The following is a 22,812-nucleotide window of genomic DNA, read 5'->3' on the forward strand; positions in this document are numbered from 1 at the left end:
TTGTATCAGTTTTTTGTATTTTCTGCACTTATTTACCTCCTAAAAATTCTTTCATTTCTTTATACGTTTTTTAACATAAATACCCATAAGAATGTTAACGATTGTTGTAACTCTGTAGGTAGTTGACCTAACATCTTCTCATTTACTCCGCGCTTATATACGCCGATGCCATCTACAACTTTAAAACCTTGTTCTTTCGCTAACTGTTCAAATTCCCAAGGCATCATCGTATTACAAACAACGTCTTTTCCGTACAAGCGAGGATAACTGTTCTCTCGTGGCTTTGCTGTCGGTCCTAAAATTGCAATACATGCATATCCATCTTTCTTTAACACACGCTTTATTTCATTTAACGCTCGTAATGGCTCTTCCGTCCATTCTAAAGAATTAATTGCCATAATTGATTCAAATTGCTCATTTTCAAATGGTAATGCAGAAAGATCTCCTTTTATAAAAGATAAATTCGGTCCTTCTCCGCGTTCCTTACCTTTTTGAATCATCACTTCCGATAAATCTACTCCCACTGCTTTATAGCCTGCGCGACTTAATTTATATGTACCGTAGCCATCACCACAACCAACATCGAGCACTTGTGCTTCTTTCTTCACGTATTGTTCAAAAAACGGAATAATTGTACTTCTGCTACCACTGTCCCACATCTCTTGACTATTTTGATTCCAAAACTCTGCGCTACTATCCCATTTCTTCTCCGCTGACTCGTGCCAATTAAATTTCGTCATACATTCCCCTACCTTCACGTATTATCATTCATTTCATTCTACATCATTTTCCAAAATTCCTGTTTTATCCCGCTTGCAGTAAGACACCTACCTCAAAATTCAATGGATGCGGATTAGTTAATGGGAGAGAACTGCTCATAAAAATCCAATTGTTGCTGGCTGATAATCAGTCCTAGTGGAAAAAATCCCACACTTTATCTTCAATAGGAGATGGATATGTTAACGATGGAATGCGTATTCTCCAATTTTTGCTTTACTTGGGTTTAACTCATACTCATGCTCTTCTCATTTTGAAAGATACTATAGATACACCCAATTGAAAGAGAGGGATGTACATGCGAAGAAAGAGAAATCATCATTTTAAAAGTGGTGAAAAAAACGAAGAGTATGCTGCTGAAATATCACCAGCTGGCATTCCAATTAGACATAAGCGTAAAGAAATTGCAAATGAGATAGAAGGTACAAATACCGGCACAATGGTAGGCTATGTCGCTTTATTTCTTTCGTTATTCTCCATTGCTTTTTATCCAGTTACGCTCGGCTCCCTAGCAATTTTAGTTGGCCTATTAGCTGTCAATTTCGGAGCAAGAACACTTGGATATACAGCAATTGGTTTTGGTAGTTTTTCTGTTTTATTTACTTTACTTTATCCGCTTGCTTTGTCAGCGTTTTAAAAAAACACACCAAGTTATACTTGGTGTGTTCATTCATGATACAACATAATATGACCGCATCCACAACAATGTTTCGCTGTAATTTCTTGAAACACTGGATAATTTTCTTCATCTCGATGCTCAATAAATACTTTTTCAAATCGATACATGTTTGGTGCATATGCCCAATCTTGCTTCGTACGTGCATATAACGTTGAGGAAAAAAACTCCTCACCACCGCAAACGATACATGTGTTCTTCATCGCTATCCCTCCTATGCTTGTCTTACTTCATCTATATGAACATAAGCATAAAAAAAAGACCTTCTATTACTAGAAAGTCTTCTCTGAAACAAAAAGAAATGTACCAAACATTCCTACTCCGCTATATTCTTTTGAAACACCAGCTTCTGTTTTAAATGTTTGCTTTACAGTCATAAAGAATACACCATTTCGTGCATCTGTACTTTCAAATTGTAGTTTTTCTTTTTTACCATCTACATTTTGCGTGCATTCAAAACTACTCTCATTACAATTCAACGCATACTTATCCTCTACATACACTTTAAAATCTGATTCTTTCGGACAAGTTATAAGTAATATTGCCACGAGAATAATACTTATAATACCCACAATTGTATAATATTTCTTCATTTGTACTCCTTTCAAATGACAAGAAAACTTGACTTCATACGCCAAGTTTTCTTAGTCAACAACCCATTGCCACTCTTGTTCTTTCTTATCAAAAATGAGCCAACCTGTTTCTGTTGCTTCCTCTTTCAATTCATCGATATTATCTAACACCTCATCCGTACTTTCATACGAACCAACTACATATACCGGAATTTCAAGACCTCTTCTTGACTCAATCTTCCCTGCTAGATCTATGTAAAGACCATCTTCCATTAGTGGAATCAGTCCCATGATCAATTCTTTTGAAATTGCTGGAAAAATTTTTGATTTTTGGAAGAAAGAAAAACGTTTCTTACCGAAAGCACCGAGTTTATACGGAATGACTTTACTTAACATTCCTACAAAATCAGCAATTCTACGATAATACACTTTGTTGTACCATCCGTCATCATGTGAAAAATAAACAAATCGATTTTTCAACAGCGGAAAGAATGTTCTTGCAAGTGGTTCTTTTTTGTGAGCCAAATATAATAATTCTGCAATTTCTTTCGGCTCTAATTCATCTAAATCGCTTGCATCATCAAAATCTACCCAACAAAATTCATCAAATTCATCAATCTCTGCTTGAATTAACTTATGTATATTTTCTTCCTCAACATATTCAAATAAAGTATGATAATGAAAATCCGTCCATTCAAAGTTGTGCTTCAAAAGCAACACTTGATGAAGCGGTGAAGGGATGTTACTCGCAAACTCTTTAAACGTAATTCCTGATGTAATAAAACAATGACCTCGACGATTACCATTAATATATATCATATTCTTTACTTGGTCAGATCCTCCAGACAAAGCACCTAGCCACCTTCGTTTTATATGTTTCAATTCTATAGCATATTTTAACATGAAAAATTTTAGAAACATAGAAAAAACTTCAAAAACTATTTACAATTTCATGTGTTTTATTACATAGTGATTACAAGAAAAAACGCCTGCTCATAAGCAGGCGTTTTTAAAGGATTTCATCAGGGTTTTGAGGATGATGATTTCCCTCTTTCTTTTCTTCTTTTTGGAACATCGATTGAATTTTATCAATTGTTTGTGGAGCTAATTCAATCATTTTTTCTGCTAAATGTGTCGCATTTTGTAAATGAAGAATATTTACTCCATCTTTATTCACCACAAGAAATGCTACTGGTGTAATAGAAACACCACCCGCGCTACCGCCACCAAATGCAGCGTTACCGTTTGCTCTTTGTCCATCATTCGTTTGGAAATCAGAACCTCCTGCTCCAAAACCGAACGCTACTTTAGAAACCGTTAACACCACACCACCGTCAGCCGTTTGAACAGGCTCTCCAACAATCGTATTTACATCAACCATTTCTTTTAAATTTTCCATTGCTGCTTTCATTAACCCTTGAATTGGATGATCCACCGTTCATAACCTCCTTTGTCATATCTTTCCTAGTTTTTCCGAAAGTTTGTGAACTAAACATAAAATTTAATATTGATTTCAAAAAACTTAAGTTGTAATATTTAGAAAAATAAAAAAGAGGTCGATTCGTTATGATGCGAAAATTAACAAAGAAAGATCATGAACAAGTATTCGCTTACCTAAAAGAAGAAGCAGCCCTTAACTTGTTTATTATTGGAGATATTGAAGCTTTCAGTTATGACACAGATTTTCAAGAACTATGGGGAGTATTTAAAGAGAATGGAACATTAAAATCAATTTTACTCCGATTCCACGATTCATTTATACCATATAGTAAAGAAGACTTTGTTACCACTGATTTTGAGGCACTTCTTTCCGCATATAAGCCACTTAAACTCTCTGGTAAGTCAACTATTGTAGAAAAGTTTGAAACTGCTCCAAGTCTACAATTAGGCGTCAAAAATGAAATGTATTTTTGTGAATGTCTAAATGACAACAACTTACCTGACACGCCTATTCATGAAACGATTAAACTTGCGTCACTCGATGATATAGAACGAATTATGAAATTACGAAGTGACATTGCTGAATTTCCGACTACTAATGAATCAGAGAAAATATTAAGGCAGGCTATCGAAACGAATACAGGACGCACATACTATATTGAAAAAGACGGCGTGATCATCGCATCCACCTCTACTTCCGCTGAAAATTCATTATCCGCTATGGTAGTTGGTGTATGTACACACCCGAATTATCGTGGAAATGGCTACGCTTCACTCATATTACAAAAAATGATTCAAGACTTTACGAAAGAAGGCCGAACACTTTGTTTATTTTATAACAATCCAGCTGCTGGACGAATTTATAAACGACTAGGATTTAAAGACATTGGGATGTGGACGATGTATCGATAATAAGGGGTACTTTATAAGCAGAAATAGTTATAACTTAACAATAAAAGCAGATTATACACAATTTCATACTGTTATTATGAAGATAAAGAAGCTACTTGCGGAGCAATGACTCTAACTAAAACATGTTATGTATTCAAGCTAAATTTAGATAGATAAACGCCCCAATTGTTGCATCTACTCCAACAATTGGGGCGTTTATCCTCAAATTCTTCCCACTATATTTATGAAACATTTATTCCACTTATGTCGCTATTATCTTTCCGTACAAATGCCCTTCTAAATATTACTGCGTCTTATTATACTTTGCTTTAAAATCAATATATTCCTGTTTCGCATCTTGGTTATTACCTTGGTGACTATCAAAAGATGTATGTATTTGTGATATGTATTTTACTAACTTGCCTTCATCATTTCTTTTCTTATAATTTATTACAATACTTACTTCCAATATCTGCTTTGAACCATTTTTAGAATCAATATGCAATGCGATTGATCCACCATCATATTCATCATATTGTATTTTCAACTTATCATTAATGATACTCTGAAACTCTAATTCAGTTAGTTTGTATCCAACAGTACTAGGCTGATCAAACTTTTTTATATCATCCCCGGGCTTCATCTTTAGTTTCCCTATCCCTTTTAAACGATCTACAATTAAGTTCACATATGAAACATCCAGATTCGATTCCGGACTTTGTACCTGTCCATTTTTATACATAATATTGGTACGATAAACAACTTCTTCTTTATTATCTTTGCTGTCTACTGCTGAAGTAACCTCTTGTGTTGTATTTCCATATAAACTTTTATCTTTCGTATTATATATCCCTTCCGAAGTTTGATAGATTGTTTTTCTATGCTCTCCATCTTCCTTTTGCTCATATGTACTATATATACCTCTTTGTTCCACATACGCATATCCATCATCACTCGCAGACATAACCTTTTTCATGTCACCTTCATCCAAATCTTTGACAAATGGCTCATATTCTATCTTTTTTTCAAAAAAACTACATGCTTGTAGTAGGCTGATTGTTATTATGATAGTAATCATTTTAGAAACCTTTTTTGTGTTCATTTCATCATCACACTACCCACTCTACATTTTCGATCAGATAACCTTCTAATCACTTTAATCACCTTACATAATTAAATTTTCTTTTAGAAGTTAAAATACTCTCCTGTAAATAATTACTTTTCTATCATCAAAACGTACAATACGCACTTTCTTTATGCCTTACGTTTCGATTTACCTTTTTTATTTTTCTTTCGATATCTTGGAGTCTCTCTTTTATGTTGCTCCCACGTTTTATTAAATGATGGAAATTTAAATCTGCAATATGCTAATAGCTGAAATTCAGCTGCACCGATTGCTATCGTATACATTAAAAAGGTCCCTACTACATACATAAATAAATCATCAAACCCATAATCGTTATGAAAATATATCAAAATAAGAATAGTTACTGCGTATAGTGTAGCCCACTTCATCATCTTTCCTTTTGTTTTACTAAAGAAAGAAGCAGACCTCTCATCCATACTAAACGCACCTTCACTTGCCAATTTAAATGTATCTATTGTTGTTACGATATGAAAAATTACTGCTCCTAAAAGCAATAAACCCGCATACAGTATTGTAATCCAATCAATTGAATTATTAGCCATTTTAGTAACAGTCAAAGCAATAGGAGCTATTGTTGCCAATTGGAATGAACATAATAATACGACAAGGGTTTGTAGTTTTTGAAATTTAAATTGAGCTATCGGAAATGAATAAATGACGAAAAGAATTATTTGTATAATATATAAGAATACTTCTAACTTAACAATTCCTATATTAAAGAGAAGCATGCAGTAATCCCACCCGGCTGATAAAACAATAGAAAAAATGGTTATTGAACTAAATAGTATTCCTCCAAACATAAATCCTGTAGCCCCCTCAGGACTTAAACGATCATTACATGTCATCCTAAACTTATCTAAATCTTCTTCTTTTATATTCCACACCTTGACATTTCACCTTCTATACAGTTTAAATAATTTCCATTTACTTCAATTCTATTTCACTCTTATTTACTTTTCGATTTGGATTTTGTATTTCGCTTTCGAATTCTCCCTCGCATTCTCTCATTCTCTTCCCATGACATATTAAATGACTTGAATTTAAATCTACAGTACACCAATAGTTGGAATTCTGCCGCTCCAATGGCTACTGTATACAGTAAAACAATACCTACCGCATAAAGAACTAAAACATCAATTCCATAACCATTATGAAAATATATCAAAATAAACAGGATTAGCGCATATATTGTAGCCCACTTCATCACATCTCCTTTTCTTTTACTAAAAAATGAGATGGATCTTTCATCCTTACTAAACGCACCTTCACTCGCTTGTTTAAATGTATCAATTGTTGTCACAATATGAACGATAGCTGCTCCTACAAATAATAACCCTACACAAATTAAAGTCATTCGGTCAATTGAATAATCAGATATCCCAGGAAGAACTAACGCTGTAAATGTTATTGTACCTAATTGAAATGCATATAATAATACAACGAGCGTTTGGAACTTTTGAAATTTATAACGTGCTTTTGGAAATGAATATAGAATTAAAAAGATGAATTGTAAGCTATATAAAACAATTTCAGTTTTAACAATTGTTTTATCAAAATAAGTATGATAATAATCCACCCCCCCATAAAAATAAAAAACATAAATACTGAAGTATAAACTATCCCTCCAATAAAGAAAACCATAGCACCCTCAGGACTTAAACGATCATTACATGTCATCCTAAACTTATCTAAATCTTCTTCTTTTATATTCCACATCCTGGCTCTTCACCTTCTATACGTTTCAATTATTTTTCAAACACTAAAATTCTATTAATATATTATTTATTTTTCATTTTGAATTTCTTATTTTGTTTTCAAATTCTCCCACGCATTCTCTCATTCTCTGCCCATGACATATTAAATGACTTGAATTTAAATCTACAGTACGCCAATAGTTGGAATTCTGCCACTCCAATTGCAACCGCATACATTAAAACAGTTCCTACTCCATACATAACAAAAAAATCAATTGAATAATCATTTTGAAAATACATCAAAATAAGTAGTATTAATACATATATTATAGCCCCCTTAATCATAGCTCCTTTTGTCTTACTAAAAAAAGAGGTGGATCTTTCACCACTACTAAACGCACCTTCACTTGCTTGTTTAAATGTATCTAGCGTTGCTACAATATGAATAATAACTGCCCCTACAAATAGTAGCCAAGTATACATCCTACCAGTTGAATTGTCAGCCATTTCAGAGACAATCGAAACTACAAATAATATCGTTCCAAGCTGAAACGCATATAATAATATAACGAGCGTTTGTAACTTTTGAAATTTAAAACATGCTTTCGGAAATAGATATATAATTAAAAATATAATTTGAATACTAAATAACACAATTTCAGTTTTAACAATAGTTCTGTCAAAAAAAATATTGTAGTAATTCAAATCCCCTACAAAAATAATAAACATAAATATTGAAATATAAAATATTGTTCCAAACATAAAACCCGCAGCACCTTCAGAACTTAAACGACCTTGACATGTCATTCGAAACTTGTCTAAATCTTCTTCTTTTATGTTCCACATTCAGTTTTTCACCTTCTATACAGTTTAAATAATTTTCATTCACTAAAATCCCATTACATTCCTAATTTTTCAAGTACATTCATCTTTGTGTAACTAAATTTAGATAATCTTTTATGTATATCATCACTACATTAATTACCGTACATAATCAGAATGCTTTTGATAGTTCAAATAGCCTTCTTTCTCCTCAAAAGCTCTAAATATTCTTCTCTCTTTCACTTAAGCATATTCCTCATACTCTATTTTTGTTTCCCCCGAAACTGCACTCACTTAGTAAAAACGTTACTGTCATCACAATTGTATCGAGATAATATAGCTTTAATTTTATCTTCAGAAAGGTGATAACCTCCCATCAACAATATGCTAGGAGGTTATTACAGTTATTTAAAATTTGTTTTTTATTTTAATGGATTCGATTTTTGCAAATAATAATGTTATTTAATTTGAGAGAAGCGAATACTAAAAACATACTGCTTAATAACTCGTAATTAAGTCTTCACCCTCATATCTAGGGTCTTTCTCAACTTTACCATCTTTTGTTTTGATGACTTTTAGTCTACCTAACCACTCTGCTCCGTTATATGTCTCTTCACTTACCCATACATTATGCTTTTTACCATCTACCTCAACTACTAGTGTGGGGTGTGTAAATATAAATTCCTCCTCTACGTGCCTACCTACAATTTCTGCATTTAACGATGTACCTTCTTCAACTAGTTTACTATTTTGATACCCTTCGATAATAGGTAATCCAATAAATACAAAGAATATGAGTCCAAATACGATTACTTTCTTCTTTGTACTCCATTTATTCTTTTCTTTCAATTCCTTCTGTCTCGCTTCTCTTTCTTCGCGTTCATCCAAACTCTCATTTAAAGCATCTTCCCATGCCTTAATTTCCGCTTCGATTTCTGCTTCAGCTCTTGCTAGTTTTTCTAATTGTTCATCGGTTGCTACCATCTCATATGACTTATCTCCAACCAAACGAATTTCAGCACCATTTTCTTTTACTTTTCGCAAGTCTTTTTCTGTACAATTAAACTCTCGAATGATTTCCCCTTGTGTGTTTACCAGTCTAACGTAAATGCTTTTTTTCTCCTTCTTCTTAAACATCTGAACTCCCCCTTATTTGTTTCCTATCATAGATAACCCTATTGCAATTAAGATAAAGAAAACGATAATAAGGAAAGTCTTCCCTTTGCTTACTTGTGTTGTAGAACCTTCCAAGACAGCCCATATAAAATTTGGAAAAGAAGAATACCTAGGAGAATATAAACCAACTTGTTGCTACTCTTCTTTAGTGGTTATTCTTCTACTATCGGTTTTATCTGAACTGCTTCTTTTCTTATTTGTTTCGGTTTCTTTTTCTTGCGTCTATGATTCATTCAACTGACTCCTTTTAGAATAACTTTTTCCTAACTATAAAAATACCGAAATATCCCATTTTCATCATATAGGATAAAATGATTTATTTCTTCACAAATAGATTTCCACCATAAAAAACAGTCTATGACTATTATTTACAAATGTTATTTCAACTTTTATTTTATTCTTTTTCTATTCGCTATAAATTCTTGACGTTCTTTTTCATGTTGTTCCCACGTAATACTAGATATTTAGATTCTTATTCAATCAAAAATAGACTTTCCTCTTTCCATGTTGGAAGAGGAAAGTCTATTTATTTCTAAATATATTATAGCCCTTGTTTTATTAATAATTGTTACTTATTATTTTCAGCCTTGTTCTTTATCGTTTTTACAAATTCATTTCGCCATATTTTAAAATTATGAGCAAATTTTCCTTCAATAGAATTTTTATACCCTTCAAATTTCACTTCTAAAATATCAAAGTCATTGAATAATTTATATGTCTCTGCCGTCAAACCTACTGGGTGTAATACCCCACCATAATCATAGAAAGTGTCTTCATCGAGAAGTATTCCTCTTGTAGTAATTACATACTCTACATCTTTTTCTTCCTCAGTACTCAACCTCACTACACTTCCTAAAGGCAAAACTTTCTCCATATAATCTTTCATATTAATTCACCGATCCTTTTAATACGATAATTTTCTCTTCTATTTTTTGTCGCCTTTTTTCTAATTGGCGGATACGATCAATAAAAGCATCACGTGTTTTACCTTGCAAACTATTATCAATACTACTTTCTAATCTTCTAATATCTCCTGTCAAAGATACAGCTGCTTTTTCAAGTTGCATAACAACGTTAATAATTTGATCTCGCCCACCACTGTCCGGAAATGTACTATGAACCCTCGACATTATCATATGTAAATCCATCCTCATACCCCCTTCCTTAACATTTATCAATAATAAGAAACCGAAGCTAACTCTTCATCTTTTGCTATCATAGAAATTACCGCATCTGTTACATCTTGACTTAACTCTTTTAAATCATTTGAAAGTTCGTTCACATCTCTGGAAATCTCTACTAATAATGAACGATTTAATCCTCTACTACCATCATTCATAAAATAGTTTAATAATGATTGGCGATGGCTTCTTACATAATCTCCAGCAATTGAAGCAATATTTGTATCAATTTCAAAGTCACCTTTAAATACATCTAAAATATCTTGAACAAGAGAAGATGCTACTTCTTTTGCAATTGCTATAATTTCATCACGGGATAAATAAAGAATGATGCATCCTACTAAAAAATCTACAGCTGCGTTAAATACTGATTCTAACACTTCAAGTACCTTTTCCTTACATTTTGCTAATTTATTCTCTATCCAATCCACAGCCGCATTCACCTGATTTCTAACTTCTTGTATAACTTCCTTACTAAATTTCAAAGCTTTTTTTCCTGTTTCTACACCTATACTTGCTATTTTTGTTGCTAGAGCACTAGTATCTCCCACTACTGTTATTGCAACTAGAATTGCACTGACTGGGGTTCCATTTACCACTAAATCCACTACAACTTCTTCTGTTGTACTTAATGTTTTTTTTCCAGTGATTCCTTTATATAGGTCCCCAGCAGATTCTGATATTTCTAAAAAACCAAATTTCCAATCAAATCCTGTTTCGCTAACCTTTTTCAATTTATCTATTGCTACATTCCCATTCCTAGAATAAAATTTTGGATCATATAAAAAAGAATGCCCTTCCCCATTTTCCATTTTATAAACCTGTCCAGGTATTACAAAATCTGCGGCCTTAATGGCGCCATACAAAGGATCATATTCATTTATAAGACTGCGGCAATTTTTCATATTGGTCCCGTATCCGTACTTAACCACATCTTTATTTAAAACAGGCGCAGGATTTAAAGCTAATACGTTTATATTATCTTCTTGATGTCTTAATGCAACTGTATTCGCTGCTCCGCCACCTAAGGAGTGCCCTAGTAAAGTTATCTTCTTTCCTTTATTCTTCGCCTTGACTTTTTCATAAAATTTTTCTGCTTGACTATACTGAAATTCCGCTAATGACCCCAATATAGGTGAATTAGTTAAATTATGTAGCCCAATTGCTCCATCGGTTGCTAAATCACCTATTTGGCTCGGTTGGGTTCCAACGTATACAATGAAAATTTCATGCGTGTTTCTATCCTCTAAAGCATATGCCCCAAATCCAGTTACTGAATGAATATCATCAGAAGCTATAAGATTAGCATTAAAGTTGTCTTGTAACTTCTGTTTATTTATTATTGGATCAGAATTATTATATTTTTTTTCTTGTGCATTATAATCATAAATATCTTTTGCCGATAATCTTAATTTTCCTACATCACTACTTAATTTATAATCTTCCTCATTCACCATATTCTCCCCCTTATATATTAATGGCTTTCTTTAAATTTCTTTTCATATTGTAAGTAATCTTTTTTTGATTTCCGATTATTTTCTTCTTTATTATGTAAATATGTTGTTATTTCTTGATCATGCCTAATCATATTATTTTCTTCATTTCTTTGTTTATAGCCTATCGAAATTGTTATCTCTGTTATTTCCATCGGATTTTCCTTTGTATCCTTAGCAGAATTAAATTCAATTAGTAGTGTTGCATAACTAAACTTCTCATACTCTAATCCTAAATTCCCATTAAATATCTCTTTAAATTGAATTTCTGATAAATTATAGCTTATCGTAGCTGGTTGGCTGAAGCTTTTTTTATTCACATTTGGTTTCAATTCTTTTATTCCTTGCACTCTATTAAGCATTAATTTTATATTAGACATATCTTTCCCTCGATTTGAAGCTTCTAGCTGTCCATTTTCGTATCTTATATCTGACTTGAATACAACTTCTTCTTTATATTGTGGGTTGTCACTATGTTTTTCATCCTCAACTGGAGTATTGACTTTCTTTTGTGCCTCACCAAAAAGAATATTATCTTTAATACTATAAATACCTTGCGTTGTTTGATAAACTACTCCTATTTGCTTATTATTATCCTCAATAAAAGTGCTATCCCTAACCTCTTCTTTCACATAAGCATACCCATCATCACTTGCAGACATAACAGTCTTCATGTCCCCTTCATCCAATGCCTTTACTAATCTCTCATACTCTATCTTTGTCTCCCCAAAACCACATCCACTTAATAAACTTGCCACTATTGACACGACTATCATCACCTTAGCTTTCTTCTTTAATTTCATACTGTCACCTCGTTAGTTACTCTAGGCATTTTTAGTTTCATTATGTTCCCTTTTTGATAGTAATACACTTCATCTTTACCTAATGGCGCTTCGTTGCTTATATATTTTATGTTGAAGATACTTTGATCATTTAATGGCATTGCGATAATTGCTGCTGTTAGCTTACTTCTCATTTTCATAGGTAGAGCTTCACGATTTCGGTCCATGTAGTCGTGGTGACCTGCTAATACAAAGTAAATGCCTACTGTACGAGATAGATCAATTAAAGTTGCTGCATCCTCCATTTCTAAATAAACAAATTTACTAAACTCTTCAACATTTGTCATGATAATGAGTTGTTTTGTGAATGCAGGAATTTCTCTACCTTCTTGTCTTGCTTGCGCTAATTCAAGAGCTCGTTCGCGAATTACTTCCATCCAATACTTCGCATGCATATTGATTTCATTTTCGTCTACAATGTAGTGCGTCACATTATCTTTATATTGAACGAAACTATACTCTGCTGTATCCACTAACGTCACACTTTCAAAATAATCTTTATTCAATTGAGATAGGATGCTAGATACAATTTGTTTTCTCATACTATCATCTACACTATAAATCATTAAATGATCATTCCCTGCAATATCATGAGCTACAACTTCTACGTTTGCAAAATCAAGCCCCATTGGAATTCTTGCTGCTTGTAGGGCTTTTGTAACCTCTTTATTTTTACGATAAGTAGCAATATCAATAATTTCTGGCATCATTGGAATTGCCTTCGGACGTTCTCCATCCCATTCTCGGTCCATATCATTTGCTTCTTGTTGTAATAATTGAATTTGCTGTAATTCATCTTCTGCTTTCGTAGGTAATGCAACCTGGAATAATGTAGGAGATTCTAGTTTTATTAACGCTCTTCCTGCTGTTTCTTCCACTTTTATATCAGATCTCCCTACAATACTAGCTACTTCACTTTGATCAATCATATATAGACAAGTTTGAATTTTAATATTATTGTACAATTGAATTCTAAGTGCATTTTGTCGCCCTGCACTAATTAAGGTATGAATTCCTAAACTTGCACCATCTCGGACAATTTGCATAATTAGCATTTCAAAGCTTTCATAGAACTTCGCTTCTTTTACTGCATCATAATTGTCGATCGCAATAATAATATGTGGTATTTCTTTCCCACTTGCCTTTTCATACATTTCAATATTTGCAACGTCATATTCACTTAATAATCGTTTACGATTTTTCATTTCTTGAGTTAATCTTTCAACAAACTTTAAACATTTTTCAGATTCATCAATCGTAATCGTATCCGCTACATGAGGTAATCCTTTTAAAGGTAGAAGACCATTTGTTCCAAGGTCCACTAAATACACATGCAAATGCTCCGGACTATGCTGGCGAGCTACATCCATAATGACTGATTGTAAGAATGTTGATTTTCCGTAGCCTGGACTTGAGAAGACCGCTACGTGTCCGTCTTTACTAATATCTAATGTTAATGGTGTTTGTGATTGTAATTCAGGCTGATCTAGTAGACCAACTGTTGCTTGTAATGGTTTCTTTTCTTTCGTCCATGCTTCTTTGAACTGAATAGCGTGTAAGTCTTGTAAATATACGCTTTCTGGAAGTGGTGGTAACCACGGTCTAGCTAACGCTTCAATTTCATTTATTTCTGCGTAATCGTGAATGTAGTCAATAACAGCATCCAGTTCAGATGGTACGCTTATTACTTCTTTACTGCTACCAAGTCCACTTAAGTCTTCACTTAATATTTCATATTGTCCTAGATCATTTATTGCATAGATTGTTGCGTCTAAATGTTCTTTATCCTCTTTGTTTTCTACATAGTCTGCTCCGCTCCAAGCTGATTGGAATAGTTCATAAATTTCATTATTCCCAACTTGTAAGTAAGCACGTCCTGGTAATGTAATTTCAGCAGCATCTGGTGTTTTTAAAATTTCATTACTATCTGATGTATTTTGCACTTTTAATGCTAGTTTGAATTTCGAGTTACTCCAAATTTGATCATCTACAACACCACTCGGTTTTTGCGTAGCTAATATTAAATGGATTCCGAGCGAACGACCGATACGCGCTGTTGAAACTAACTCTTTCATAAATTCTGGTTGTTCTGACTTCAGTTCCGCGAATTCATCACTAATTAAAAATAGATGCGGCATCGGTTCACTTACTAAGCCTTCTTTATACAGTTTTTGATACTGATTAATATGGTTTACATCATTTTCCCCAAATAAGCGTTGTCTTTTTTGCAATTCAGCTTTAATTGATGCGAGCGCTCTCATACTTTGTGCTCCATCTAAGTTCGTAATTGTTCCTAATAAATGCGGTAAGTTTTTGAATAAATTCGCCATTCCGCCGCCTTTATAGTCAATTAGTAAAAAGGCTACTTCGTACGGGTGGAAATTGACTGCTAGAGATAAAATATACGATTGTATAATTTCCGATTTACCTGAACCGGTTGTACCTGCTATTAATCCGTGTGGTCCGTGTGCTTTTTCGTGTAAGTTTAAGTTTACGATATCTTCTTTACCACGTAATCCAAGTGGTACAGCTAAAGATTTATGCGCTGCATTTTTCTCCCAACGACTTGTGATATTCAGTTCTTTTACTTTTTCAACGCCGTACATTTCTAAAAATGTTACGCTTTCTGGAATACTATTTTTTAAGTTTTGCAAATGATTTAATGGTGCTAATGCCCGTGAAATATCTTCTAAATTGAACCCTTTCGGTACGTGATTTAGTTTAAATTGACGGTTAACAAGCTCTCCTTGCTCTAAGATGATGTTCCCTTGTTTTGCATCTCTTATATCTATTACCGTTTTCACATGCTCCGGTAAACTTTGCATAACATCTTGTACAAATACAAGTGATACACCTAATTGACTCGGATCATCATTAAAGAATTCCATAACAACATGGTCTAATATTAGTTTTTCATCTGTAATGAGAACGACATAGTGCGGTGCAAAGTACATTTTTTCATTAGTAGAACTTTTTTCATCTAGTTTTAATTTTCGTTCTTTCAATATTTGATACAAACTATTTAACACTTGATCACGGCTACGATCATGGTATACAAATCCACGTACATTTATATCGCGAACACTTCCATGAGGTAACCAGCGCATCCAATCCCATTTTTCTTTTTCTTCTTCCGGAAAAATAGTAATAAACTGCAAGTCATAATAACTATGGAATAAAGCCGTTTGTGCAACTAATAATTGTAATTGCTCTAACACTAAAGAGCGTTGGCCAATATAACCGACTGGTCCATTCATTAAATCTGTTACAACTGGTACATCTTCCAATGATAGATAACGCTGTCTTAGTTCACGTGCTATATCGATTAATTCATCTTTCGTTTGACTAAATTCTTCTTCATTAAATTGAATTTCAAAACTCGTATTAGCTTGTCCTGTTCCAACGCTAAATGTTAAGAAATCATGATGTAACATTGTTTTTTCATAAATTCTAGGATTTACTTGAACTGCCATATTACGTATTACTTCTACATTTGGATTGTGATAATGTAATGCGTGACGCTGTTTTTCACTTTCTGCATGTAAATCTTTCGTTTTTTGTTTTATATACTCTCTATAGCTTTTATCTCGTTCAACAATGTCGACTTTATATTGCTTCAAATTTTTAATATACGATGTGACAGAAACAATGATTGTTACTAATGTCATCGCAATCGATGCGATAATAAACATTCCATATTTCATGAAAATAGCAAGTAATACAGTTACGACAATCATGACAAGTGAAGGTGCAATGATTCTTGCTAAATGCTCCGTTGGTTTTGATGGCATACTTGAAGGCTTTGCAATTGTCATTTTCTCTTCTGGTTCACGGTAAATAATACGTGGTGAACGATGATAGTCTGGATAACCACTTTGATAATTCGTTTCTGATTCTACTAAAATAGGTAACGCAGATTTCACTTTATCTTCTGAAGAAAGTACTTGAATGTCTTCACTACCAATCTCCAATAAAATACCATCAAAATATAATACGTCTCCTGATTCCAACATAACGCTATCTTTTAACTTCGTATAATTATGAAATACATCCCCGCCATACACGTTCACTTTAAAAGAATCGTACAACGTTTCGCGAGATAGCATTAAATCTACACTAGTCCCGGTAATAGAAATATCATCGTAATCGTTTTGACTCACTGTAAGAGAATGTTTCGTTCCAATATCAAACACTTTAGTTGTGCCAACAATAGATATAAAGATTTTCAAGCTCACATCTCTTGTTTTCCCAATCTCAATTTCCTTATTGAATTCTATTAATTGATCCTGTACCATCCAAGCATTTACTTCATTATTCCACTTTAACTCTACTTCTTGTTCTAAACTTGGATTCGTAATATCATTTGTCCACTCTTTTCCAATCGACACTATTGATTGCTCATTTGGATGTAATGTGCACTTATATATTTTGTCTCCATAAGTCAATACTAATAGTTGCTCCATCCGTGTTCACTGCTCCTTTTCAACTGTCTCATCAAGTGCTTACTCTTTTTTCTCTGTGTCCGACAAATTTTTATCGTTTGATGAATTGCCATATTTCTTTTTATATTCATCTAATTGTTGCTCATATGTTTTTAACTTTTGATCACGTTCTTCCCCTGATAAATCCGGATTATTTTTCAGTGATTCAATTTGTTTAACAAGGCCGTACATAATAAGCTGAGGATCATCAAGTGTCTTAGCTAAATCTAATGATTTATCAAAATTACCTTTTCCGTTATACATCCAATACAGCAAATACTTTTCATCACTTTTCAAACTAATGTTTTTCATAATCGATTTCTTTTGAGCTTCACCTAGTTTTTCAGCTGTAATGTATGCAAATGCTAACTCATATTTAGATGCAATCGGTAATGATTCAAACTCCTCTTCATTCAATTGCGTAATGACTTTGTCATAATCAGTTGCTATGAAACTTGCATTTGCTTCTAACAATTTATTTTGATAAGGAAATTTTATAAAAGTGAAATATATTAAAGGAGCAGCTAAAATAACTGTCGCCGCTATGAAGGAAAAAGCTAAGTATTTAAATGATTTATAGCTTTTTTTAGGTACTAACTGCATATTTTTTTCTGTTTTTGTTTGTTCCTTCTCAAAGCTGTCATCAAGAAACTGCAGTAATGCATCTAAGCTTTCCATTTGAGCAACGGTCTGTTCAAATGTTGTTTCTTTTGCATCTTTTAGTAACCCAGCATACAAATCATCAAAGTTATGTTTTTGGGAGAATAAAGCAATAATTAGACACTTATATTGTGTTAAAAATTGCTCTTCTAATAATGGGGTTGGCGGAACAATATCTCGAATTCCTCTATGTATAATACTTGGTATTAAATTAGCATTAAAAACTATATTGTCTGGATGTAAAAAGAACGTGATTCGTTTATTTAAATATTTACGAAACTGCGCAACATTCCGAAGTAGTCTTAATTTCTCATTTCTTCCAAAACGGCTAAGATCGTCCCACTTATATAATTTTTTATCTACTTGATATAGAAACGTAAACATATCATCCGTTTCTTCTATTGTTAATAGTACAAATTCAGATGATTCGCCCGTAATTATATCGAATTGACGGAAGTCTTTTATACGTGTTTGAGATTTGGTCATCTCCAATTTCCAATTTTCTTTTTCTATTTGAAATTGATAGTTCATTGCATCAATTTGAATTATTTTTTCCGTCATGTTTATCCTCTTCTCCTTTTCTTTATAACCCGTAATAACTTATTTTCAAATAACTAAAAGTAAAAAATATTCTTTATAAAACTTGCAAAATATCTCCATCTGTTATTTGGTGATCAATTAAACGATCATTATCTGTTAAAACAATTGACTTATTTTTCACTTTAATTACAAAATGTGAACCTTCATGATTATCAATCTTTAGCGTATCTAATAAGTTTTTTAATAAATATTTAATAGATTGATGATTCGGAATACGCAAATCATATGTATTTCCATTCCATTTACTAAAATCTACTGTCACATTGATATGTGTTTGTATTGCCATCACTTTACCTCCAACTTTTACGAAGAACCGTATAAATACCGATGCAAATAAGTAGAATGCCGCCGCCAAATAATAATATTATTGTTATACTAATTGGCTCTTCATTCATTGTTTCATTACTCGCTACTTCATCTGCACTTTTTCTGACAATGTATTCACTGCTAAATAAACTATTTTTCGTATCTTTAACACTATTATTCTCTTTTGGTTTTGTAAAAAGAGAATCTCGCAAAGCTTCCATATCTTTTTGTTCTTTCTTTTTCTTTTTCTCAATTTCTTCCTCTATATCTTTGTTAAATAACTCAATCGATGCTTTATCTAATTCTGTTTCCTTATGTTCCTTTTTATTTTTTTCTTGGTCGCTTTCTTCAAGTCGATCCACTTTAAACTTAATCTTCCCATCATCACCAAGATAACTGTCAGCCGCGCTCCTTATCGGTAGCGCGACAAACAGTAAAAGGATAGAGAGAAATGATAACTTAGCCACTATGCTCCATTGTTTGATCATTTACTTCTTTTTCCTCCCATTTCTTATGCCATACAAATAGATTACTAACCAATCCAATAATGGCAATTACAAACAATACGACAAAAATAACTTTCCCAGTATCTTTACCACTAATAAAATCATTTAGAAAACTTTCTATATACTGAAGCGGTGAGAATTGACGTATCTTTCCGACAGACGACATTTGATCTACTTTACTTCCAACTGCCTCAGTTAAAAATAGGTACATGCTTAAAAATACTAATAGTATAAACATTCCTACCATTTTTATTTGTCGTAATAAGTAGGTTGAGACCAATACAAACGCCATCATAATAAATGTGATGAACGCAATCCATAGTAAACTTTGATCCTGACCGAACTTTAAAAGACGCCCAGAAATGATACCTATACTAATCCCTTCCACAATTGATATACCGAAAGCTACTACTGTAGTTGGTACATTCATATCAATTAATGAGAATTTCTCTTCAAAATGATCTGATTGCATTCGTTTCTTTTCTTGATTCGCAATTGCGTATGCTGTAAATAATGCAACAATGAAACAAGTTAATACAATTAAGTACGGTGTAAAAGCATTACCTGCTGCAATTACTCCATCATTTTGCTTTTGAACTGGACTAGCTAAAAAGTCATATAGCATCTCATTTTGACGATCTCCAATACGGCTATTCGCTAAAATTTTCGTAAAGTTTTTGGAGAATGATTTATCATCTTCCATTTTCTTCGTAAAGTCATTTAATAATAGATCAGCTTTTGAAACAATTGTCGTTCCGCTGTCTTGAATTTCTTTTGCTTGTCCATTAATTTGATCAAATGTTTTATATACATCGTCTGAAGTTGCTAAACTATGCTTCGAACTTTCGACCAATGACTGACTTTGCATCATTAATGATTTAATACCAGAATCTAACGATAAAATAGCTGTTTGCTCACCAGCATGATTTGTTGTTAATACTTGCTGCTCTTCAACTAGCTTTAAGCTATTCTCACGCCATTTCGCTAAACCTTTTACATACTCTCCTAAATTTTCATTCATACTAGTTGCTTGTTGCGTCGTTCCATTTAATTTCTCCGCTAGTAGCATAGAATTTTGATCCGCACTAGTAATAGATTGTTGATAAGAGTTTATTTTTTGTTTTAAACCTGACATATCTTGCTTTATTTCTGTAGTAATACTTGATGAAACAAGATTTGAAATTAAATCAATTAAACTTTGTTTATTTAATACGTAGTACAAAGATTGATCCGTCGCAATTGCATCTAAACTTCCCTCTTCTAACTTAGGACCTACATCTTTCGTTCTTAAATCAATCCCATAATACATTTCGTAAAGGCTCATTAAACCTTGATAACTTTCGACTGTATCTACTGCTTCTTTTATTAATACACTAGATATATTTTTTGTTAATACTTCTGCTTTTTGATGTACTACTTGATTCGTTGTACTTTCAGTAACTTTACCGTTATCTTTCCCCGTTCCGCCTCCTGGGTTTCCTCCGGTTCCGTTGTCTGTTCCCGTTCCGCCTCCTGGGTTTCCTCCGGTTCCGTTATCTTTCCCCGTTCCGCCTCCTGGGTTTCCTCCGGTTCCGTTGTCTGTTCCCGTTCCGCCTCCTGGGTTTCCTCCAGTTTCGTTATCTTTCCCTGTTCCGCCTCCTGGGTTTCCTCCAGTTCCGTTATCTGTTCCCGTTCCGCCTCCTGGGTTTCCTCCAGTTCCGTTATCTTTCCCTGTTCCGCCTCCTTGGCTTCCTTCATTATTGCCTGTTGTGTTTTCCATTTTTTTGATAATAGGCGTTTTAGCATTGTGTACTAACGGCATTATGCCATACTGTGATTTATGAACCACATTTTCCACCTTGCTATTTTCCGTTTGTGTTCCTTTATCTTCTTTGTTAGGTTTTTCTTTTTCAGGACTAGTTTCTTTTTTATGAGTCCCACTCAATTCCCACTGCCACATTACAGGAGAGAAAACATCTATATTGATGTTTGGATCTTTTAACTTCACATGCAGATCAATCTTTATATCCCCTTCATTACGAGGAGCTATTGTAATTTCTCCTGCTTCGCTTTGAAGAAAATCACTTGTACGATCCTCACCATCAATATGTAAGAATCCTGTACTTCCATCTAGTTTAAATTCTTCTGGAATCTTTATCTTCAAAATTTGCGGAGATTCCATTTTAATTACTTTCGCAGTATCACTAAATGTAATTCCCTCTGTATAAAGTCTATCCTTTACTTCTTTAATAGCGTTTCCTAAAGATATTTTATTTACAGGATCATAATAAAAATTATTTTCTTTATTATATTTTTTTGTAAATTGAATTACATTTTGCAGTTGTAATTTCGTTGTATCTGGCAAATCACTTTGACCGATTTCTTCCATGTTTAAACTAGGTAATTTCGCAATTAAATTCTCGATTTGTTTCTTTATTCGAGCATCTGGTTGTTTCATTAATGTATTTATGAAGATTTCTTGCTTTCCATCATTCGACATAGATTGCTTTAACTTCTTAATTACCGTCTCTTGAATATCACTTTCTAACTTTCCTGCAAGTTCTGTATCATATTCAGATACTTGTTTTTTTACATCTGCTAAATATTTTTGAATCGCTGCAGCATCAGTTAAAATATTCGGTTCTTTCTCTGAAAACGTAAATTGATTTGAAATAATTTTATTAGCGGATTCCAATGCACTTAATTGCTTTAAAGCATCGCCTGTATTCATATCATTCATATATTGATTGAATTGATTTGTGAAATTATTCGCTAACAAATTGTTATCAGTTTGCATTTTTTGAAAGTTATTAAAACCATCTAAGTACGTACTGTTAGATTTATTCCCTTCATCTAACGCTTGACCGAAACCTTTTAAAACATCCTGAAATCCTTTGAAACTATTAACAGAAACACCTGTATAATCTTGTACTGTTTTAAATTGATTTGTGTAATTTGCTAACGGACTATGTATATCTTTTTTATACATAGTTGTTTGAACGTTTCCTTTTTCAATTATTTTACCTATATTATCTTGTGCACCTTGTAGCTTACCGATAATACTCGCAAAATAAACGTCGATTATTTGCTTATTGAAATCTTCTAAAATAACAGAAGCTGTATTTTCTGCCTCAGCTTTCAAATCCTTATTCCCAGTTGCATTTACTTTGTAGTTTAACGTTAATTTCTCTGGAATCTCTGAATCAATCGCAACTGCCTTCCTAGAAAAATCATTTGGAATAACAATCATCATATTGTAATTATTATTTTTCAATCCATTTTCCGCTACCCCGCGGCTAACTACGTACCATTCTTGTTTCGTATTTTTATTTACATTTTTAACAAATTGATCTCCAAACGCTATTTTATTGCCCTCAAATACAGTGCCCTGATCTTCATTTACCAACGCAACTGTCATTTTTGGTGTAGTATTCTCATTAGCTTTCTTAACATTTTGATTTAATGCTAAATAGGAGACCCCTGTTGATAGTACAAGAGCTAAAATAATAAACAACAAGATGCTCCATTTGAACTTTTTCACTACTTATCACTCCTGCGACTGCGAGTCT

Annotated in this window: 19 protein-coding genes and 4 pseudogenes; 2 read left to right on the forward strand and 21 right to left on the reverse strand. The window is 33.1% G+C overall.

Going from position 1 to position 22,812, the window contains the following annotated elements; translation table 11 throughout:
• Window positions 1-59 precede the first annotated feature (59 nt).
• On the reverse strand, window positions 60-740 hold the full coding sequence (locus QCI79_RS02340) for a class I SAM-dependent methyltransferase (RefSeq protein WP_000160044.1): 681 nt from the start codon (window positions 738-740) through the stop codon (window positions 60-62).
• A 335-nt stretch (window positions 741-1,075) separates the two neighbouring features.
• On the opposite strand from QCI79_RS02340, the gene QCI79_RS02345 reads away from it, so the two are divergent.
• Window positions 1,076-1,414 carry a hypothetical protein gene (locus QCI79_RS02345; protein WP_001253202.1) on the forward strand — a complete coding sequence of 113 codons (339 nt, stop codon included), beginning with the start codon at window positions 1,076-1,078 and terminating at the stop codon, window positions 1,412-1,414.
• Window positions 1,415-1,443: 29 nt separating this feature from the next.
• Here QCI79_RS02345 and QCI79_RS02350 read toward each other — a convergent pair whose 3' ends face one another.
• From QCI79_RS02350 to ytfJ, 4 genes are all read right to left on the reverse strand, one after another.
• On the reverse strand, window positions 1,444-1,656 hold the full coding sequence (locus QCI79_RS02350) for a hypothetical protein (RefSeq protein ID WP_000798747.1): 213 nt from the start codon (window positions 1,654-1,656) through the stop codon (window positions 1,444-1,446).
• A 69-nt stretch (window positions 1,657-1,725) separates the two neighbouring features.
• Entirely contained in the window at window positions 1,726-2,046 is a 321-nt protein-coding gene (locus QCI79_RS02355; RefSeq protein WP_000761171.1) for a hypothetical protein, read from the reverse strand.
• Window positions 2,047-2,097: 51 nt separating this feature from the next.
• A complete protein-coding gene (locus QCI79_RS02360; protein WP_000014087.1) occupies window positions 2,098-2,874 on the reverse strand; it encodes an oxalate:formate antiporter in 777 nt (258 codons plus the stop codon).
• A 160-nt stretch (window positions 2,875-3,034) separates the two neighbouring features.
• Window positions 3,035-3,460, reverse strand: coding sequence for a GerW family sporulation protein (gene ytfJ / locus QCI79_RS02365; protein WP_000349986.1), 426 nt, complete (start codon window positions 3,458-3,460; stop codon window positions 3,035-3,037).
• Window positions 3,461-3,591: 131 nt separating this feature from the next.
• Between ytfJ and QCI79_RS02370 the strand changes: the two genes are divergently transcribed.
• Window positions 3,592-4,377, forward strand: a complete 786-nt coding sequence (locus tag QCI79_RS02370) for a GNAT family N-acetyltransferase (protein ID WP_000984771.1) — start codon at window positions 3,592-3,594, stop codon at window positions 4,375-4,377.
• A gap of 283 nt (window positions 4,378-4,660) precedes the next feature.
• Here the strand turns inward: QCI79_RS02370 and QCI79_RS02375 are convergent, their stop codons facing one another.
• The 16 genes and pseudogenes from QCI79_RS02375 to esaA form a co-directional block, all read right to left on the reverse strand.
• Window positions 4,661-5,458, reverse strand: coding sequence for a DUF3952 domain-containing protein (locus QCI79_RS02375; protein ID WP_003286219.1), 798 nt, complete (start codon window positions 5,456-5,458; stop codon window positions 4,661-4,663).
• A 152-nt stretch (window positions 5,459-5,610) separates the two neighbouring features.
• Window positions 5,611-6,387: a hypothetical protein gene (locus QCI79_RS02380; protein ID WP_000267121.1), complete on the reverse strand. Its 777-nt coding sequence runs from the start codon at window positions 6,385-6,387 to the stop codon at window positions 5,611-5,613.
• 62 nt (window positions 6,388-6,449) lie between these two features.
• Window positions 6,450-7,219, reverse strand: a pseudogene (locus QCI79_RS02385) (hypothetical protein).
• A 98-nt stretch (window positions 7,220-7,317) separates the two neighbouring features.
• Window positions 7,318-8,043: a hypothetical protein gene (locus QCI79_RS02390; RefSeq protein ID WP_000267142.1), complete on the reverse strand. Its 726-nt coding sequence runs from the start codon at window positions 8,041-8,043 to the stop codon at window positions 7,318-7,320.
• 474 nt (window positions 8,044-8,517) lie between these two features.
• Entirely contained in the window at window positions 8,518-9,156 is a 639-nt protein-coding gene (locus QCI79_RS02395) for a hypothetical protein (protein WP_000473574.1), read from the reverse strand.
• A 12-nt stretch (window positions 9,157-9,168) separates the two neighbouring features.
• Window positions 9,169-9,428, reverse strand: a pseudogene (locus QCI79_RS02400) (hypothetical protein).
• Window positions 9,429-9,763: 335 nt separating this feature from the next.
• Window positions 9,764-10,081 carry a DUF4176 domain-containing protein gene (locus QCI79_RS02405; protein WP_000656387.1) on the reverse strand — a complete coding sequence of 106 codons (318 nt, stop codon included), beginning with the start codon at window positions 10,079-10,081 and terminating at the stop codon, window positions 9,764-9,766.
• A 1-nt stretch (window position 10,082) separates the two neighbouring features.
• Window positions 10,083-10,343: a hypothetical protein gene (locus tag QCI79_RS02410; RefSeq protein ID WP_000363091.1), complete on the reverse strand. Its 261-nt coding sequence runs from the start codon at window positions 10,341-10,343 to the stop codon at window positions 10,083-10,085.
• Window positions 10,344-10,369: 26 nt separating this feature from the next.
• On the reverse strand, window positions 10,370-11,833 hold the full coding sequence (locus QCI79_RS02415) for a lipase family protein (protein WP_000245873.1): 1,464 nt from the start codon (window positions 11,831-11,833) through the stop codon (window positions 10,370-10,372).
• 17 nt (window positions 11,834-11,850) lie between these two features.
• Entirely contained in the window at window positions 11,851-12,672 is an 822-nt protein-coding gene (locus QCI79_RS02420; RefSeq protein WP_000768474.1) for a DUF3952 domain-containing protein, read from the reverse strand.
• A pseudogene (gene essC / locus QCI79_RS02425) lies at window positions 12,669-16,898 on the reverse strand (type VII secretion protein EssC); the annotation flags it as partial. The gene QCI79_RS02420 and the pseudogene essC, both read right to left, overlap by 4 nt.
• Window positions 16,893-17,174: pseudogene (locus tag QCI79_RS34940) on the reverse strand (FtsK/SpoIIIE N-terminal domain-containing protein); the annotation flags it as partial. The pseudogenes QCI79_RS34940 and essC, both read right to left, overlap by 6 nt.
• A 39-nt stretch (window positions 17,175-17,213) precedes the next feature.
• Complete coding sequence (gene essB / locus QCI79_RS02430; RefSeq protein WP_000136608.1) at window positions 17,214-18,413, reverse strand: type VII secretion protein EssB; 1,200 nt, start codon at window positions 18,411-18,413, stop codon at window positions 17,214-17,216.
• A 73-nt stretch (window positions 18,414-18,486) separates the two neighbouring features.
• The gene (locus QCI79_RS02435; RefSeq protein WP_001007571.1) at window positions 18,487-18,738 is read right to left on the reverse strand and encodes an EsaB/YukD family protein; all 252 of its coding nucleotides are present in this window, start codon (window positions 18,736-18,738) and stop codon (window positions 18,487-18,489) included.
• Between the two features lie 4 nt (window positions 18,739-18,742).
• Window positions 18,743-19,246, reverse strand: coding sequence for a type VII secretion protein EssA (gene essA / locus QCI79_RS02440; protein ID WP_000595655.1), 504 nt, complete (start codon window positions 19,244-19,246; stop codon window positions 18,743-18,745).
• Window positions 19,218-22,784 (reverse strand): type VII secretion protein EsaA, encoded by a 3,567-nt coding sequence (esaA, locus tag QCI79_RS02445; RefSeq protein WP_042991541.1) that lies wholly within the window; start codon window positions 22,782-22,784, stop codon window positions 19,218-19,220. Before esaA ends, essA begins: the two co-directional genes overlap by 29 nt.
• Between the last annotated feature and the right edge of the window lie 28 nt (window positions 22,785-22,812).

The sequence above is a fragment of the Bacillus cereus group sp. MG1 genome, assembly GCF_040460035.1.
GTDB lineage: Bacteria > Bacillota > Bacilli > Bacillales > Bacillaceae_G > Bacillus_A > Bacillus_A cereus.